At 46.1% G+C, this 17,641-nt stretch carries 18 protein-coding genes and 2 pseudogenes; 15 read left to right on the top strand and 5 right to left on the bottom strand.

Features of this window, described 5'->3' with window-relative positions; all coding sequences use genetic code 11:
• The first annotated feature begins 37 nt into the window (after positions 1 to 37).
• From VSQ62_RS20490 to VSQ62_RS20440, 11 genes and pseudogenes are all read left to right on the top strand, one after another.
• Positions 38 to 3,070, top strand: a complete 3,033-nt coding sequence (locus VSQ62_RS20490) for a DUF4268 domain-containing protein (RefSeq protein WP_334636616.1) — start codon at positions 38 to 40, stop codon at positions 3,068 to 3,070.
• Between the two features lie 23 nt (positions 3,071 to 3,093).
• Positions 3,094 to 3,552: a hypothetical protein gene (locus tag VSQ62_RS20485; RefSeq protein ID WP_334636615.1), complete on the top strand. Its 459-nt coding sequence runs from the start codon at positions 3,094 to 3,096 to the stop codon at positions 3,550 to 3,552.
• Between the two features lie 1,364 nt (positions 3,553 to 4,916).
• A pseudogene (locus VSQ62_RS32705) lies at positions 4,917 to 4,991 on the top strand (SEC-C metal-binding domain-containing protein); the annotation flags it as partial.
• A gap of 538 nt (positions 4,992 to 5,529) precedes the next feature.
• Positions 5,530 to 5,997, top strand: a complete 468-nt coding sequence (locus VSQ62_RS20475) for a DUF6075 family protein (protein WP_334636612.1) — start codon at positions 5,530 to 5,532, stop codon at positions 5,995 to 5,997.
• Positions 5,997 to 6,176, top strand: a complete 180-nt coding sequence (locus VSQ62_RS20470) for a hypothetical protein (RefSeq protein ID WP_334636611.1) — start codon at positions 5,997 to 5,999, stop codon at positions 6,174 to 6,176. Before VSQ62_RS20475 ends, VSQ62_RS20470 begins: the two co-directional genes overlap by 1 nt.
• A 19-nt stretch (positions 6,177 to 6,195) precedes the next feature.
• On the top strand, positions 6,196 to 6,981 hold the full coding sequence (locus VSQ62_RS20465; RefSeq protein ID WP_334636610.1) for a ParA family protein: 786 nt from the start codon (positions 6,196 to 6,198) through the stop codon (positions 6,979 to 6,981).
• Entirely contained in the window at positions 6,971 to 7,861 is an 891-nt protein-coding gene (locus tag VSQ62_RS20460) for a ParB/RepB/Spo0J family partition protein (protein ID WP_334636609.1), read from the top strand. The genes VSQ62_RS20465 and VSQ62_RS20460 overlap by 11 nt, the downstream gene beginning before the upstream one ends.
• A gap of 17 nt (positions 7,862 to 7,878) precedes the next feature.
• Positions 7,879 to 8,982 carry a DUF6017 domain-containing protein gene (locus VSQ62_RS20455; RefSeq protein WP_334636608.1) on the top strand — a complete coding sequence of 368 codons (1,104 nt, stop codon included), beginning with the start codon at positions 7,879 to 7,881 and terminating at the stop codon, positions 8,980 to 8,982.
• Entirely contained in the window at positions 8,983 to 9,645 is a 663-nt protein-coding gene (locus tag VSQ62_RS20450; protein ID WP_334636607.1) for a hypothetical protein, read from the top strand. It abuts the gene before it with no gap.
• A 41-nt stretch (positions 9,646 to 9,686) separates the two neighbouring features.
• Positions 9,687 to 10,055 carry a hypothetical protein gene (locus tag VSQ62_RS20445; RefSeq protein ID WP_334636606.1) on the top strand — a complete coding sequence of 123 codons (369 nt, stop codon included), beginning with the start codon at positions 9,687 to 9,689 and terminating at the stop codon, positions 10,053 to 10,055.
• Between the two features lie 75 nt (positions 10,056 to 10,130).
• On the top strand, positions 10,131 to 10,331 hold the full coding sequence (locus VSQ62_RS20440; RefSeq protein ID WP_334636605.1) for a hypothetical protein: 201 nt from the start codon (positions 10,131 to 10,133) through the stop codon (positions 10,329 to 10,331).
• Positions 10,332 to 10,463: 132 nt separating this feature from the next.
• Here the strand turns inward: VSQ62_RS20440 and VSQ62_RS20435 are convergent, their stop codons facing one another.
• From VSQ62_RS20435 to VSQ62_RS32515, 4 genes are all read right to left on the bottom strand, one after another.
• Positions 10,464 to 10,778, bottom strand: coding sequence for a DUF6618 family protein (locus VSQ62_RS20435; RefSeq protein WP_016217795.1), 315 nt, complete (start codon positions 10,776 to 10,778; stop codon positions 10,464 to 10,466).
• Positions 10,779 to 10,790: 12 nt separating this feature from the next.
• Positions 10,791 to 11,597 (bottom strand): ExeA family protein, encoded by an 807-nt coding sequence (locus VSQ62_RS20430; RefSeq protein ID WP_120397164.1) that lies wholly within the window; start codon positions 11,595 to 11,597, stop codon positions 10,791 to 10,793.
• Complete coding sequence (locus tag VSQ62_RS20425; protein WP_300870027.1) at positions 11,597 to 12,865, bottom strand: DDE-type integrase/transposase/recombinase; 1,269 nt, start codon at positions 12,863 to 12,865, stop codon at positions 11,597 to 11,599. The genes VSQ62_RS20430 and VSQ62_RS20425 overlap by 1 nt, the downstream gene beginning before the upstream one ends.
• Before the next feature lie 89 nt (positions 12,866 to 12,954).
• Positions 12,955 to 13,473 carry a DUF6431 domain-containing protein gene (locus VSQ62_RS32515; protein WP_350339905.1) on the bottom strand — a complete coding sequence of 173 codons (519 nt, stop codon included), beginning with the start codon at positions 13,471 to 13,473 and terminating at the stop codon, positions 12,955 to 12,957.
• A gap of 332 nt (positions 13,474 to 13,805) precedes the next feature.
• On the opposite strand from VSQ62_RS32515, the gene VSQ62_RS20415 reads away from it, so the two are divergent.
• Positions 13,806 to 14,210 (top strand): hypothetical protein, encoded by a 405-nt coding sequence (locus VSQ62_RS20415; RefSeq protein ID WP_334636604.1) that lies wholly within the window; start codon positions 13,806 to 13,808, stop codon positions 14,208 to 14,210.
• A gap of 76 nt (positions 14,211 to 14,286) precedes the next feature.
• Here the strand turns inward: VSQ62_RS20415 and VSQ62_RS20410 are convergent, their stop codons facing one another.
• The gene (locus VSQ62_RS20410; RefSeq protein ID WP_334633004.1) at positions 14,287 to 15,774 is read right to left on the bottom strand and encodes an IS4 family transposase; all 1,488 of its coding nucleotides are present in this window, start codon (positions 15,772 to 15,774) and stop codon (positions 14,287 to 14,289) included.
• 254 nt (positions 15,775 to 16,028) lie between these two features.
• On the opposite strand from VSQ62_RS20410, the gene VSQ62_RS20405 reads away from it, so the two are divergent.
• The 3 genes and pseudogenes from VSQ62_RS20405 to VSQ62_RS20395 form a co-directional block, all read left to right on the top strand.
• On the top strand, positions 16,029 to 16,454 hold the full coding sequence (locus tag VSQ62_RS20405) for a hypothetical protein (RefSeq protein WP_334636603.1): 426 nt from the start codon (positions 16,029 to 16,031) through the stop codon (positions 16,452 to 16,454).
• Positions 16,455 to 16,587: 133 nt separating this feature from the next.
• On the top strand, positions 16,588 to 17,052 hold the full coding sequence (locus tag VSQ62_RS20400; RefSeq protein ID WP_334636602.1) for a PcfB family protein: 465 nt from the start codon (positions 16,588 to 16,590) through the stop codon (positions 17,050 to 17,052).
• Positions 17,049 to 17,636, top strand: a pseudogene (locus tag VSQ62_RS20395) (type IV secretory system conjugative DNA transfer family protein); the annotation flags it as partial. The gene VSQ62_RS20400 and the pseudogene VSQ62_RS20395, both read left to right, overlap by 4 nt.
• Positions 17,637 to 17,641: the final 5 nt, after the last annotated feature.

Genomic DNA, 17,641 nt, shown 5'->3' with positions numbered 1-17,641 from the left:
CGATTGCGAAAAAGCAGGAAGTTGGAGGGAATACATTATGGCAAATGAGCTGCAGCCATTGTCGCTGCTCTTTCAAAATAGATTATTCCGGATACCGGACTATCAGCGGGGTTATGCATGGCTGCAGCAGCAGTTGGTGGATTTTTGGGATGACCTTGTAAATCTTCAGACTGATCGGTATCACTATACAGGCCTCCTGTCCCTTAAGCCTCTAAAAGGCAAGGAGACCATCAGTTGGGGTGAAGATCTGTGGCTGGTCGAGAACGGATATAAGCCTTGCCATATAGTCGATGGTCAGCAGCGCATTACCACGTTCGTCATTCTCTTGAACGAGATTGTGGGATTCGTGCGCAGCTTGGATGAGAACAAGGGCAAGTCTGATAAGGAAATCACGCTGGGGTATGAAACGGTCGAAGAGATCGTCTCAAAATACATCTGCCGAAAAAGACCACCGAATGGAGTAGTAACAACATACCTTTTTGGTTATGAGGTCGATAATCCCAGCGCGGAATACATGAAATATAAGGTGTTCGATGAGCCGTATTCCGGTGCAGTGAATGAGACCTACTATACAAAAAATCTGAAGTTTGCAAAGAACTTTTTTGCGGAGAACATCAGAAAGCTATATGAGGAGTCCGGAGAAGGCGGACTTGAGGCAGTAAATACTCTGTACAAGAAGCTCACCCAGCGCCTGATGTTTAATCTCCATGAAATCGACGATGATTACGATGTGTTTGTAGCTTTCGAGACCATGAACAATCGTGGTAAGAAGCTGACGAATCTTGAATTGTTGAAAAACAGACTGATCTATTTGACCACGCTTTATGATGATGAGGTGTTTGACGAGAAGGACAAGTCTGCCCTCCGTAAGAAGATAAATGACGCTTGGAAGGAAGTCTACTATCAGCTTGGTAGGAACAAGAGTGTTCCTCTTTCCGATGATGACTTTTTGCGTGCCCATTGGATTATCTACTTCAGGTATTCCCGTAAACGTGGCGATGACTACATCAAATTCCTGCTAAGCAAGTTCTCTTCAAAGGGCATATTTGAAAAGGCACCCGTTCTGGTTGAGACAGAGGCCGAGTCGGTTATCAGCGATGATGTCACTGATGCAGAAGACACGGAAGTTACTGAAACAGAAGAACAGGAAATCATAGAGGTATCCAAACTCCAGCCAAAAGAAATTGAGGACTATGTCAATAGCCTCAAAGATATGGCGAAGTACTGGTATGACACATATTTCCCATTTGAAAGTGTTAATCTTACTCCTGAAGAGCAAAAACGAGTCGATAGGCTTAACCGTATCGGCATCGGACATTTCAGGCCGCTGGTTACTGCGGTCATTAGTCGGCGGGATATTTCTGCGAACAGCAGAGTTAAAATCTTTGAAGCAGTTGAGCGCTTTATCTTTGTTGCATTTCGCTTGGGTAATTTTAATGCATCCTATGGCAGCAGTGATTATTATCGAGCTGCACGTCAGGTGTATGTGAAAGAAACGGATGTGGATGAGCTCTGCAAAGAGATATATGACAGGACAACGAACGATATCGATTTTGCCACGCAGAACTTTGTCACCAGAATTGAGAAATATTTTTCTACAGGGAATGGCTACTACGACTGGAACAGTCTGCGATACTTCTTTTATGAATATGAGGCTAAGTTGGCAGAGAAAAATAATATAGATCGTTTCTGCACGTGGTCAATGTTTACAAAGTCCGAGAAGGATAAAGTGTCTATCGAGCATATTCTCCCTCAGACACCGACGAAGTATTACTGGCGTAATATGTACCGGCAGTTTAAGGATTCAGAAATCAAGATGCTTTCCGGAGCACTTGGGAACCTTCTGCCGTTGTCTCAGAGCGTAAACTCGGCTTTGCAGAATGATAGTTTTGAGGATAAGAAGCATTCCAAAACCACAGGACGTCGCGGGTACGAGAATGGATCTCACTCAGAGATAGAGGTATCCAAGCTGCAGGATTGGACTGCATTTGAGATATACAGCAGAACTGAAAAGCTCCTCGTTTTCATGCAGGAACGATGGAACCTGCAATTCGACGAAGAACAGTTGGAAAAGCTGATCGGCATTTCGTTCGTCAAAGATGGACGAGAAATCCCGGAGGAGTTGGAGGAAGTATCGGCAAACGTACCGGAATCCGAAGAAAGTGCAGAAGGCTCCGGAGATGATCAAAAACTACAATTCTGGATAGAATTCGTAAACTATGCTTATGAGCACGGCAGATCAAGTGATATAGCAAAACAGAAAGCTGCTGGTCGTACATATTACGATGTGCACATAGGCGCGAACGGTTATCACTTATTCTTTTCTATTCCCTATGGTAAACGAATCAAGATGGGCATCTACACCTATAATGTGGATACCTATAACCGTCTGAAGGAATTAAAAGACCAGATTGAGGCCGAATTTGATGAGAACCTAAATTGGGAATACTCAAAATCGACAGGTACAACACGTTCCATCGTTATTGAGGAGAAGGCTGATGTATTCAATCCAGCAGAGCAGCCGAAAATATTTGATTGGATCATCGACCATTTTGACCGGATCACGACAGCGTTATCTATGGCCGGAGAGCATCTCAGTATAAGCGGTGATTCCTCTGAAACGAGGTTTGAGCTCAGAAAACGTTACTGGACGTATGCCCTAACACAAATCCATGAGGCTCATGGTAATCCTGGCTCTTTCAGCAATGTAAATCCGAGTACGGACAATTGGATAAACGGCTTCTTTGGCATTGGAGGTTTCTACCTCTGCTGTGTTGCGAATTTTGACTCTGCACGTTCAGAGGTCGTATTTGCCAGAGCGGAGAGATCAGAGAATAAAGCAGCGTTTGATGCTCTTTACCAGCATAAAAGCGAGATTGAATCGAAGCTGGGAACGGAGCTTCAGTGGAACCGTGGAGATGATATCAAATCCTCAAAGGTATTTATTCAGCTTGATAACGTGAGCATTGAAAACGAGGATGACTGGCCGCAGATGGCAAAGTTCCATGCAGAATGGTCAAAGAAGTTCTACGATTTGATTGTGCCGTATATAACGGTAGATTGGCAATAGTCCACTCAGGACAAGGAGCACTGATGGCAAATTTAAATTCTGAGAATCCGCACGTCGGACGCAAGTTCCAAGAATTTGTGCAAACGATTCTCAAAGAAAAATATAATACATATTTTGAGCAAGAAGCAGCAATCCCTATCGGCAGACCGCCAAAGGAACACAAGTTTGATCTTGCCAATGCTGACAGGTCTATCGTGGCTGAATGCAAATGTTATACGTGGACTGATTCCGGGAATGTTCCGAGCGCAAAGTTGATGGGCTTGGACGAGGCTGTATTTTACTTTGGCTTTCTGCCTTCTGGGACAAAGAAGCTGCTTTGTATGAAAAAAGCAGTGTTTTGTGGCAAGCAGGAAACACTGGCTGAGTATTATGTTCGAGCACATGGGCATTTGCTTGAAGATGTCTCTGTAATAGAAATTTCTGATGATGGAACAATCAAGATTGTCAGAGATGGATCATCGATCCCAGCAGAGGCATATTAGGGCTATGACGGTGAAATCCCATGCACTTGCGGAGCTGTCAAAGGTTGAGGCGATTTAATGCTTGATAATATGAATGGAGAAAATGCATGGTTTTTAATACATTTATAAAATGTCAGGTTTGCGGAAGCATTACCAGAGTCCGATTACAGGTTGGATGGCAAGAAGAACATCCTATTGTTGTGGCTTGCGGTAAATGTGGTACTTCCTTATCTGGCAGCGTTAAGATAGGACAAGACCGACCGGGGCTAAAGTTTTCTTTTGACAATGCGGATGAAATCCCGGATGCTGAAGCTGATTACATGGTTGAATGCTCTGGTGAATTTCCGACCGTGAAACAAGGCAAAGCAGCGGCGTTGGAAGAAGTCGTCATTACTCCGTTTATCCGCTATATGAATCGTATGAAGACGGATGATTCATATGAGCAGTTCGGAAAAGCGGTATCACAGCTTAATGCAACAGAAAAGAAATGGAAGAGCTATAAAAGAATCATTGACCTCTTCAGAAGTAATAGTGAATACCTTGTTCAGGAGATACAAAAGGAATTCTCCGGACAATACTTTCAGTGCAGAGATGAGTCTGAGGTATTGAGAGCTGTTCATATGATTGAGGTTCATGGGTTTTATTCTGCACTCAAAAAAGATATCTTGGATAATCTCTCTTTTAGTGCAGGAATTATGAAACTGGACTCTGTTCAGCTGAAGAGCTTAGTAGACTTCTTAAATTCACATGATGGTTATCATCTTGAGGAGCTACAGGATTTGATATATAAGGTCTATGATGATTTTATAAGAATATACCAGCGCCTCATTCCTGCTCTCGCTTTACAATATTGCAAAGATGATTCTTTTGATTTTGAAGTTGAAGGCTCGACAACAAGTAGCTTTGATAGTGTAAAACAGTTCTATTTGGATGTTTATGAAGCCCTTGGTAATTTGCTTGTTATCCCGGTCGCTCTTAATAACATAAAATACAGGGCTGACGCGAATTCGATGAATCCTTTGGAAAAGAATGTATCTTCTTTAGAGGATTATATAAAGCTCCCAAAGGCATCAAGGTATCATTTTTGCTTGAACACAGAAGTCTATACCGATTTCTTGGATGTTGTAGTAAATGCAAAACTGAGAAATGCGATTGGACACAATGATGTTGAATGTGACGCGGTGAGTCAGGTTATTACTTACATTCCAAATCCAAAAGACAGAACCATAAAGAAAACGGAATACCTTCTCGAATTTGAAAATGAAGCGATGCACATGTTTCAGGCCTTATTGGGTGTTTCAGAATACCTGTATCGACTAAGAGAACTTTCTCTTATGTATGATGGCAAAATACCACTTATGGTTCAGGAAAGAGCAAACTGGCCAAAGAAGATAGGACGTAATGATCTATGTCCATGCGGAAGCGGAAAAAAATACAAATTCTGTCACGGGAAGAATTAAGGTTGAGACGATGGGATTTTAGACCTATTCCGTCAGAGCAAAGTCTTGAAGCGGTTGGCAAATCTGTGTGTTTGCATATTATAAGTAGGAGCAAGGCCTTTGACCTGTTTCCGAGAACGGACAAGGGTAAAAATCGGTGCGTTTTTAGGCAAAACTACGCTTTGATAAATTCCCGCGAACGACCGCAAATATTTGACATCAATCTGGAGCAATCGAGCCATGTGGAGACTGTGGTGTTGATACAAAGGAAAGATACCTAGAAATCCTTGAATTTACGCACTTTGTGACATTTTTCAGTTTCAACAAAATCGGTGAAAATCATAAGGAAAAGATACTTGTGAAGAAAGTAACCGTAGTTGTGGCGTTAGACCTCGGTACGGGGAACACAAAAAATCCTGACAATGAAAGTGAATAGAGAGCTATCAGATATAGTGGTAGATTATAGGGATACTTGAGTGAGAGTGTCCCTATTTTTTATATAGGGCATTCCATAGTGGGATGCTCTTTTCAATTCAATTTTAAAAGGAGGAACAGAAAAATGTCAAACACAGCGTTAAGAGCAAGGAAAGAGAAAGCGATTATTTTTATCAGCGATGCACATGAAAAATTCTACTATGAGAAATTGAAGAAGGTCAGGTATCAGGACGTATACCACAAAGCACTTGTATATTGTCTTGGTATCAGTGATGACACAAGAAGGAACATTTACAGTATTTATGATTTTAAGACAGGCTGCGTGAAAACGGAGTGCCTGCATGAAGGCTGGCAGACCAGCGGGAGCGTGAGAGTGGTCAGGATGGCGTTTAACCTTTACTGCAACGGTACGCCGAGCGTCCTCGACTATGATGATGCGGAGGAACAGGTGGACGAGTGCAAAATGTATACAGTAGAGGAATTATTCTGCTGTGCCTATGCACCTTATTTTTGGCAGGCGGTACAGATACGGTATCCGGAATACGCAACGTATAACCACGATCTGTACGTCATGTTCGGAGGACGGGACTGATGTTAAAGGTTAGGCTTATGGGAACGAAGAACGATATTAAGTGGTTCGGGAAGATTTTACATCGGAACCCGAAAATCGAAGTGACGGAGTTTTCCGATATGTTCCCAAACAAAGGGACAAAGAAATATTACCGGACTTATGTGGAAGTCAGGAAAAGCAACGTAAAAGAAAACCAGTAGAAGAAAAGGAGAACCAATCATGTGTAAAATAATCGCAATCGCAAACCAGAAGGGCGGTGTCGGCAAGACCACCACCACAAGCAATTTAGGAATCGGATTGGCAAAACAGGGAAAGAAAGTGCTTTTGATTGATGCGGACGCACAGGGCAGTCTGACAGCCAGCTTAGGCTTTACAGAGCCGGACAGTCTGGAAGTCACGCTTGCAACCATTATGGGGGATCTGATCAATGACGAGGAAGTAGAGCCGGGGGAAGGTATTCTCCACCATGAGGAAGGGATAGACTTAATGCCGGGGAACATTGAGCTTTCCGGTCTGGAGGTTTCCCTTGTGAATGTGATGAGCCGGGAAACGGTACTCCGGTCGTACATAGAGATTGTCAGGGAGAGCTACGATTATATCCTGATTGACTGTATGCCTTCCCTCGGCATGATTACCATAAACGCCTTTGCCTGCGCCGACAGTATCCTGATACCCGTACAGGCGGCATACCTGCCCGTCAAAGGCTTGCAGCAGCTTATTAAGACGGTGGGAAAGGTAAAGCGGCAGATTAACCAGAAGCTGGAGATTGAAGGGATTCTGCTTACAATGGTGGACAGCCGGACGAACTACGCAAAGGACATCAGCTCCATGCTGAAGGAAGCCTATGGAAGCCGGGTAAGGATATTTGCCAATGTCATTCCTATTTCTGTCCGGGCGGCGGAGATTTCAGCGGAGGGCGTCAGCATCTACAAGCATGATCCGAAGGGGAAAGTGGCGTCAGCTTACGATTCTCTGACAAAGGAGGTGCTTGCAGATGGGCAGTAATACAAAATCAAGAAGCGCATCAAAGGTTGCTCTGGAAAGTTTTGATGATTTGTTCGGCGGGAGTGCCGCACAGGAAAACGGGGTAGAGCAGATTATCAATGCGCCGCTGGCAGAGCTTTACACGTTCAAAGACCACCCGTTCCGGGTGGAGGACGATGAGAAAATGGAGGAAACAGCCGAGAGTATCCGCCAGTACGGGGTGCTTGTGCCGGGGATTGCAAGACCGAGGGCGGGTGGCGGCTATGAGATCATAGCCGGACATCGCCGCAAACGTGGTTCGGAGCTTGCCGGAAAGACGGAGATGCCTGTAGTTGTCCGCAATTATACCGATGATGAAGCTACGATTATCATGGTGGATTCCAATATCCAGAGGGAAGATATTTTACCGAGTGAAAAGGCGAGAGCCTACAAGATGAAATATGAAGCCATGAAACATCAGGGGAAAAAGTCAGGCAGAAACACTCTGGATGAGGTCGGGGAAGCTGCCGGGGAGAACGCTAAGAAGGTTCAGCGGTATATCTGGCTCTCCCGCCTGTCTGATGAACTCCTTGCTATGGTGGACGGTAAGAAGCTCGGCTTTTCACAGGGCGTTGACATTTCCTTTCTGGCAAAGGAAGCGCAGCAGTGGGTACAGGCAGTCATAGAGGAAAAAGGCTGTAACGTCAGCATGGTGCAGTCGGCAAAAATTAAGGAATATGGCAAGACTGGGGAGCTTACCCTTGCAATGGTGCGCCTGATACTGACGGAGGAAAAGCCGAAGGAACGGAAAGTAACACTGAAAGCGGATAAAATCAGTGAATATTTTGCGGAGGATTGCAGCAGTGAGGAAATAGAGGGCATCATCATTCAGCTTCTGGATGAATGGAAGAAAAGACAGTAGAGGGGAGGTGCATCGGCGTGGATGGCACAATAAAATTCGACTATTATTATGGCATCGAAGCGGAACAGTTCTCTTTTTACAGAGTGCCGAGGCTGCTGATAAAAGACGCAAGGTTTAAAGAGTTGTCCAGCGATGCGAAGCTCCTTTATGGTCTGATGCTTGACAGGCTGGCATTGTCAATCAAGAATGGCTGGCTTGACGAAGAAAACCGGGTGTATATCCATTACACCCTTGATAACATAATGGAGGATTTGGGATGCGCAAGGGAGAAATGCGCAAAGGTGATAGCGGAGCTAGACAGCAAAAAGGGCATCGGTCTGATTGAGAAAAAAAGACAGGGACTGGGCAAGCCGGACATTATCTATGTGAAGAATTTTGCGACACTGGATACCGGGAAAGAACCGGAAAAGCCGGATAATGCTGACAGTTCTGCAGAAGTTCGGAAACCGAACTTCAAGAGGTTCGATAATCAAACTTCAAGAAGTTCGGAAATCGAACTTCAAGAGATTCGGAAACCGAACTTGCAGGAGTTCGGAAACCAGACTTCAAGAAATTCGGAAACCGAACTTGCGGAAGTTCGGGAATCGAACCCTAATTATAACAATACTAATTATACCGATCTGAGTTATACCAATCCTATCAATCAATCAGATAGTGGAACAGAAAAACAGAAACCGGGCAAGCCGGATAATGGTATGATGGATGTGATGGATGAATCCAGCGCCTACATGGAAATCATTAAGGAGAATATCGAGTATGAGCATCACATGAAATATGGCGATTGGAGCGAAAAAGGTCTGTATGAGGAACTGTATGAGGTGATCTGCGAGATTGTATGCGTGAAGCGTAGGACGGTAAAGGTCAACGGGGAAGATTACCCGTATGAGCTTGTGAAATCAAAGTTTTTAAAGCTGAACAGCTCCCATTTGGAGTACGTCATCGGGTGCATGAAGGAAACCACAACAAGGATAACCAACATCAGGGCGTACATGGTGACTGCCCTCTACAATGCCCCGAACACCATGAACCATTATTACCAGCAGTTGGTTCAGCATGATATGTATGGCGGCGGATGGGAAGAAAAAGGGATGTTTGAGCGCAAAGCGGAAGGAGATGGATAAATGGAGTCCATGCGGGATATTGACCGGGCAATGGAACGGGAAATCGCAAAGGGGAGCTGCCCATTGAGGTTTGTAAAAATAGAGTTTGGCGATTCCCCTTATCAGGAGATTGCGTCAAGGGAAAAGCTGCTGGAGGTATTGTCCTATCTGTTGCGGACAGGCGATTATGGCAGGTTTGCCGGGAAGGGGACAGGGAATAATGTTTACATGGATATTAAGGGCAGGAAGCCGGCTTTTCAGCGCACCCGTTCTTTTCTTGACCGGAACAGCATATTTTCCGCAATCCGCAGATATGGGAAGAAAATAAAGCCGGATTTTAACGGGCATACTTATCTGGAAACGGTGCGGTGCTGCTTTGAACTGCCGGAAGGGGAACAGGAAAAATACAAAGTAACATATGACGGGCAGGAAACCTTCGCTTTCCCCATGTCAGATAAATATATCCTCGGACTTTACACGCACTGTATCTCGGCAAGGCGGGCGGCATCGGCGGATATGGATATTCCCGGAGCAGGCTTTTCGGGGAAGGAACAGGGCATCGCCAGTCTGGTAGATGTGCGTGACGTATTGTTCCAATGCCTTTTGTTTGACACAATAAAATGCGGGGAAGGCGTGTTATACGCTGACCTCTGCACAATCTACTGTTTAAAAGAAGATAGATAGCTTTTGGACTTTTTGTCCAGAAGTAGGTTAGGAGGTGCGCTATGGCGGAAAAATTTATTACGGAAGAACAGCGGGCAAAATGCCGGAAGGTGGCGGATGCGTTTGCGGAGCTGTATGAGCTGACCGATGTAATGGTGGCGGATGCCGGGAGGTTCGGCTTTGTCCGTCTGCAATGGTTCAGTGAGGGAGAAGGATTTGATTCGGCAATGGCATTTTCGGACAGTGAGGAACTGTTTGAGGAACTCTGGCGGATATGGTATGAACATGAAGTCTTAACGCCAGTGCTTGGTACGCCGCTTGCGGAGCTTGACTATGACGAGATATTCCAGACACTTTCCAAAGACAGGCAGGAGGAAATATTGGAGAAAAAGAGATATTTCATTGCCCTGTGCAAAGACGCTTTCGGTTAAGGCGGCAGATATTTTTTACAATTCCGGGGCGTTTTCTGCTAAAATAGACCGTATCAGGATAAAGGAGTGGTGCGTTTGGGAAACAGGAAGCGGAGGGCGGACAGGACATATAAGGACTTAAAGCAGAAACAGAAAGCCGGAATAGCAGACAGTATGTTCCAAAAGACCTGTGATTATTACAGGGAGCATGGCAGGATGCCGGAAGGAGAGGATGTTGGACGGCGAATTGAGGGAGACATAAACGGCAAATTATTTTTCCAACCTTTTTCGCATTGACTGCGCAGTGCTGTCTACAAATGCATAATACCGCCGAAAATGCAGCACGCTGTTGGTATAGCTTTTCTTTCGAAATCGAAAGGCCATGAATCCCATTATGAGATCCATAGCCACATGATGTATTTGGATTTTTTATTGTTTGTCAGCCAGAGTCGGCAGATAAGCCAAACCGGCAGCAACAGTTACGGCATCTACCTTCCGCATTAGATTGCTGATCCGCCCCTCATTCCAGAAAATATCAGAAAAATCGGATAGTTCACATCCCACATCATGGTTCGGGATGCACAGGTAGTTTCCGTATTTATGCACTCCGGCCAGGATGTGGAAGTATGTCCCCCGTCCATTCATCTCAGCTTCATACCATCCAGGCCGCCATCGCAGCAGGATAATCTCCCCTGTCCAGGTTTCTATGCGGGAACCATCCCTGAAAAAACATCTGTATTCCAAAAACAACACCCCCTATCCAAGATTCTGGCTGCTGACGGAGGCAAGTATGACTTCCGTGTCAATTGCTTTCTTCTCCATCTGTGCGCCAAGGGTAAGGGCATTTGTCATCAGGTTATCCACCAGACGCGGATTCCCCTGGGAATGGCTGTGGACAGCGGAAAGGGCGGCCTGCTCTATGATGGAGGCAGAGCCTCCCGCACAGGAGATCTTGTGGAGTACATACTGCGCCACTTCTGAATCTGTGAGCCCGGTAAAGTTGTAATGCACGGTGATCCTCTGGCGCAGGGCTTCGTGGACAGGCTTGCGCAGGGTATTGTTCAGGTGCGGTTCCCCGCACAGGATGAGCGTAAAGCAGTTCAGGGAGTCATAGCCGTAGTTCATGAGCATCTTAATGTCCTCCAGGATGCCTGTGGAGAGGTACTGGGCCTCGTCAACGGCCAGAAGAAGGGGCTGCTTCTTTTCCCGGTAAAGGTAGAGGATCTGCTCCTGTATGGCCCGGAACATCCCGGGTTTGCCGCCTCTAGGCTCTACTCCCAGTACAGAGCAGAGCTGGCGGTAGAACTCCATGACGCTTACGGTGGAAAGACAGATGTACTCCATATGGTAAAGGTTCGGGTTGAGCCCCTTTGCAAAACAGCGGAGTCCAAAAGACTTCCCCATGCCCGGGCGTGCCGTGAACAGACCAATGCCCCTGGTATCCTTGAGGTAATCCAGCCGGGAGAGCATCTCAGAGATGTCCCTGGAAAGGAAACGGTCTTTTTCCCGGGCCATCTGTTTGTCAAAAGGATTGAAAGACAATCCATAGTAAGAACGGAACATCAACAGCCACCCCCTAACTTTGAGTAGTCGATGCCAGGTGTATTGTTGCGCTTCGTCCTGCAGTTCTCATTCTTATCCGTAGGGCGGATGGGATAATGCACCCCTTCGTAAAGGATGAAGGCGGAGGACATGTCATCCGGGAGGAAGCGGATCTCCACTTTTGATGAGATAAACTGCATAGGGACGTCATAGGATACCTTGTCGATGGAGACGGTAGAATCCTTATTCACTTTCCTTGTAATGCGGTTCAGGAAACATTCCTCCAGCCATTCCCTGGACGCAGGTGTCCGTATGGAAGCGCGGGTCTGCTGGTAACGGGAAAGGGGTGTAGTGCCGATGCCGGAATGGAGGGAAGTATTATAGGAGCGCATGTAATCCTTAAGGAGTCCATTGAACTGTGCCAGGGAGCTTAAGGAATCCAGATCCAGGGTATAGAGCCAGGTTTCCTTGAGTGTCCGGAACTGGCGTTCTATCTTAGCCTTGGATGCGCCATCCCGGATTTTTGTATGTAAAAGGACCGTTCCGATGGAGCCGCAGATGAGGGAAAGCTGCCCGTTCGAGTAGCTGGAACCGTTATCGACATAGAGCTTAGAAGGGATTCCATGTGCAGCCACAGCATCCTTAAGCACTTTCTGGAAGTTATAAGCTGAGTCGTTATAGAAGAGCCCGCCGCCCACCAGGAACCGGGAATGGTCATCGATGATCAGGATGCAGTAGACCCGCCTGCGCAGGCCGTCTTCTGTGATATATGGAAGGTAACAGGTATCAGCCTGCCACATTTTCCCAAAGGCGTCCTCTTCAAAAGCCTTCCTGTCCCGCATGTTCGGGTTACGTGCCGATTTCAGGTCATGTTTCTTTACAAAACGCTGGACAGCACACACGCTGACAGAGGCAGGGATGAACGCCTCTTCCACAAGGTGGCGGTGGATCTGCGTGGAGTTAAGCCTTGGGAAAGCTTCCTTAAGCCGGTAGATCTCCTCGATGGCTGTATCCGTCAGGACCCGTGTGCCGCCCTTGTCGGAGCGTTCCCGGGGCATAAGTGCATCGATGCCGCCGTTCTGGTAGAGAGACACCCACTTGCTGATAGTCTTGGGGCTGTAGCGGAAGGCGGAACCATCAGGCAGGGTGAGCGGGTTCTCGGTGATGCGTTGGTAATAGGCATTTCTGGACGCATCAGGATAAAGGCCATGGATGACCGGTGCGATGAGGGCAAGCCGGAACTGTGCCATGGCGGCAGCGTCCGAAAGGTTCTTTTGTTTGTTGTCCATAAAAATATCCTCCTTAAATGGTTTTCTGCCATTATAAAGGAGTTTCCTCAGGGAGACCATGCCTGGTCGTGTGGTCGTGGAAAAGCAGTTCAGGGACCGAACACTTGTTGGCAGTAAGACGCCGGATTTTTATGGGACTGGAGGAAGGATTTTGCAAAACGGCGGACAAAGGCGGAAGCAAAATCAGAATAGGAGGGCTGGGAGAACAGTGTCTTCAGGAAGGAGAGGGAAGAGACTTCCATAGAGGAAAGTGCCCCGAGCCATTCTTCCTTCTGCACCAGGAAGAGTTCCAGAAAACGGTGCAGTTGGGAAAGGGTGATGGAGAAACGCCTGCAGAGGCCCTCTATAGTAGAGAGGTGCAGGAAATACTCTGCCAGGACACGGAGGATGAAGAACAGGCCGTAGCCGGAATAGGGGATGATGAAATCCGGGAGGATGGCATGGGTATGGCCGCAGGTGCAGATGAGGCGAAGGATGCAGAGGCTGTGTCGGACAGGGGCGCCATCTATGAAATCCACCAGGGAACGGTCATAATAGGCATGGATCTTGCAGCTGCCTGCTGCCCCGCAGAAGGGACAGGTCTGCAGCTGGGGACGGAATCCAACCATGAAAGACTCAAATAGTGCTTTTGATGAAGTTTTTATACGGATCAGCTTGCAAAATAGGGAGTTTTCTCTTATCATAGTATATGTCGGTAGTGCCAAAGCCTCACGAGTGGGACATGATCCCGTATATGGCAGGCACGCTGGTGTGAGAGAAAGAACAAACTGTAGGAGGTTGGTGTTCTTTCTCTTTTTTTTGTTCCAAAAAAAACTATATCGGAACAGGCAGGAATGGTCAAGAGGAAAATGCGCCGTTTCCTACAGCGCGCTCTGATAGACAGTATTAAGAAGATGAGATTTTAATTCGATGTTTTTGTGTGGGAGATAGGAACTTTAGTTTGCTGGGCGACAGAGAGGACTGTGAAAAAATTGCGGGGCAGGTTTACCAGAGGGTAAAGGGGATAGCGGAAAAGGCTTCCTTCGATGAAATATACAGCCTGTATCTTTACCGTCTGCCACGTTATGAAACAAGGATAGCGGAGAACGGGCTTCCCGAAAAGAAGGAAAAGAAGCAGGATGCCGACAAGACGAAAGTAAAGCAGAAGGGCAGGAGCAAAAAGGTATGCCCGAACTGCGGAAGGAAGATGAAACAGCAGTTTATCGGCTTGCAGCATTGTAAATGCGGCATGAGCTGGAAAAAGGATATAGGATATTTTGAGCGTACCGGGGATATGGTTTTCGCTCTGGAACGGAGGAAAGTAGGGAAAAAGACAAAGCAGTGTCCAGTGATCCGGTACAGATAATTACTCATACTTCGCAACCTAAAACTGCTTATCATTACGATTTTATAAGCCTTGCAATAGTAAAAATAAAATAGCTTTATGCCGCAGTGGGCATAGTAAAGCGTTCTCTCCACGGTGTGGGGAGATTGCCGATAAATGTACAGAGCAGTCCGTTGATCTGTTCATCCGAAGCTTTGAAATGCTGTTTCACACTCTGCAGCATGATGTCCAAAATGAGAATGATTGCACAGTCCATCATTTCATTTATGATATCCCGCTGTACCTCATAAAATAGTTCTTCCAGACTTCTGTTATCTGTATTTTGGAAACGCTCAATTGCCAGTATCATGTACCGTATTGCAACGATTACCATATGTGAAGTAATGGCATCATAGCTTGTACTGTGGCATTCCGTACGAAGTTTTAAATAGCTCTTTGACATTTTAAAATAGGTTTCAATTTTCCAGCGCATCGTGTACGCACGGAGGATTTTCTCTTCATCTAAGGTCATGTCAGTGCATACAAAGCATACCCAGTCCTTGCGGTTGCTGTGATTCCGTACGTAGACCAGTTTTGCCTTCATGGCATTCCCGGTACTGTCAGGAATGATAATATCTACAGACAGGAGGTATCTGGAACGCCCCCTGCGCTTTTTGTTCCTGCTGTAGATTTCTTTTACATTCAGTTTTTTCTCCTCGCCTGTTGCGGGATCTCTCCAGATATATTTCGTGCTGTTCTTTTTGATCATCGCTATGACATCTGTTCCTATCCCCTTGAGCGCAGCCAGCTGGGATGGACTGGAAAACCATGTGTCAAACAGGACATAATCGAATGGTATCCCTGCTTTGTGTGCCTGCTTTACCATATGTTGGACAACAAGGGTTCCCTTTGTTTTTGCCATTGCCCGGCGCTTTCCGCGTAGTGTACGGCAATCGATTCGGACATTGGGTCCAACCATTTGTTTCTCATCGCGCGTTGACAAAAGGGACTGTGCAAAAGGAATGAATGTCTCTCCATTTGTCCATCCACCAGTCATCATGCGGTATCCAAGACGGGTCTTATGATCATTATGGTCAAAAACCCTGGCACATAATTCGGTTCCCTTTCCGCCGGTCCGCGCATATAAAGAATCATCAAAAATCAGAGCATTGATATGTTTGTCTGTGGTCTGTGACTCTATATCTAAAATGACATTTTTTGCTGTTTCCAATTGCAGCCTTTCCCAGTTAGCTCCGGGAAGCTTATCAAAACGGTAAAATGTGTCTTGCTTATAATCCCGGAAGAATGTGTCCGTCTTAAACATCAGATACGCACTTGCAGGGGCAAAACACACGAGAAGTTTGTCGATAAGCAGATCCTTGGCACTCACAACTTTCTCAAGGACGGGTGATTGTTTCAGATCACCCAGCAGACGGGAAATCGGGTTATCAAAGTATGTCATCCCGCTGTTGACAAAAATGTCATCGACCATTTTTATGACACCACATTTCCTAAGAAGGGGACGACCAATGTACTTATCAAAAAAATTTTCAATACTATCTAAGAGTTGTTTGCTATTATCAAAGATTTCTGCTATGCTATTCATGGTATAAGCCTCCGTTTTTAAATGGTTTTCGGCTAATTCCATTATAACAAAAACAGAGTGCTTATACCTTTTTATTTTTGATTTTCTCTGTATTTTCAACTAACACAGCACAAATTCAGGTTGCGAAGTATGAGTAATTAAATATTAGAAACAGCGTGAGGGCAGTTATAGACCGTAAACAGCGGTTTGTAGCTGCCCTTTTTGCGTTTCAATAACTTTTGGACTTTTTGTCCAGAAGCAGAATGGAGGATGCAATGAAAAAAAGAGAGTTCCAGAAAAAAGCATCAGCGGAGCTATTGAAAAGGCTGGCGGCGGTCTGTGCGGAGTTGGGGGAGAATCCCAACATTACAGTATCGTCAAAGTTTCACAGCTCCTATTTTAAGATGCGGAATGACTATAACCTGATGCAGATTTCCGTCAAGCAGACCGGGGAGCTTAGTTACCAGCTTACGGATATGCTTGGCAGCACTGGCGGGAAGCGGATTTACTATGAATATCGTGAGAATGATGATTTTACACGCATCATAGAAAAGTTTTGCGGCGATTTCGCAAGGTTTTATAAGGATTTCCTGTTATCCGGCACACTGCATGACTTCTGTGACATAAAGCTGTCATACGGGGAGGACGCAGGCGCAGGACTGGAAGAATACGAATCCTGTATCCGTTCCGGGCGCTTATAGGATAAATACAGCTTTTAGACTTTTTGTCCAGAAGTGGGAAGGAGAGCTTATGAAATATCTGATCCACAGGCTGTACGTCCCACCCTGACGGGCGTACAGCAATAAAAAAAGAAGGAAAACCATGTAGGAGGAAGTGACACAGAAAACCATTGCCCTTGTGTTTAAATCTTCCCGGCTGACTGCCGACGTGCTGAAAAAGGCTATGAAGATGTATCTGGAACACCGGAAACAGGGAAAGCAGATGCCGCATGGGAAAATATCAGTGAAAGAGCTGGTCGGTCAGGGTATGGGCGCTTCGAGCATTGAGGTGACGGATAACAACATCAAATCCTTTGAGAGAGTGGCAAAGAAGTACAACGTGCAGTTCGCTGTGAAAAAGGACAAGACGGAGAAGCCGCCGAAGCACATCGTATTATTCAAGGGCAGGGATGCCGACGTGATAACGCAGGCATTTAAGGAGTTTGTAAAAGTTAATGAGAAAAAGCATAACCGCATCTCCGTAAAGGAGAAACTGGCAGAGTTCCGGGAGCAGTTAGGCAAGGACAAGAACAGGGAGAGGGCAAGGGAACACCAGAAGGACAGGGGGCAGTCATTATGAGTAAAATCGTAGAGGGCATTGCCAAAGACCTAAAGTCAATCCCTGAAAAGCTCAAAGCAAAGACGGGAAATGTTGACAAAAAGAAACTTTTCCTTATGAATCTCCCCTATATGCTTGCCGGGTATTTCTGCGACAAGATTGCGTGGCTGTGGCGGGTATCGCCGGGGCAGGACGTTTCCGAAAAGGCGATGGCGGTCATGTCGGGGATGGAGGACTTATTTTCCAACCCGTTACCAAGTTTCCACCCAAAAGATTTGCTGATAGGGATAGGGTGCGGCATTGCGCTCCGCCTTGTGGTGTATTTCAAAGCCAAGAACGCCAAGAAGTTCCGGCATGGCATGGAGTACGGCTCTGCAAGGTGGGGAACAGCGAAAGATATTGAGCCATATGTCGATCCGGTGTTTGAGAACAACGTGTTACTCACAGAAACGGAAAGACTGATGATGTCCGGCAGACCGAAACAGCCGAAGTATGCGAGGAATAAAAATATCCTTGTTATCGGCGGTTCCGGTTCTGGCAAGACGAGGTTTTTTGTAAAACCAAACCTTATGCAGATGCACAGTTCCTATGTTGTCACTGATCCGAACAG

The sequence above is a fragment of the Sporofaciens sp. JLR.KK001 genome (assembly GCF_036941055.1).
In the GTDB taxonomy this organism is placed as follows: Bacteria; Bacillota; Clostridia; order Lachnospirales; family Lachnospiraceae; genus Sporofaciens.
Note: the sequence above shows the minus strand (reverse complement) of the source record. Positions and strands in the feature narration are given on the sequence as shown.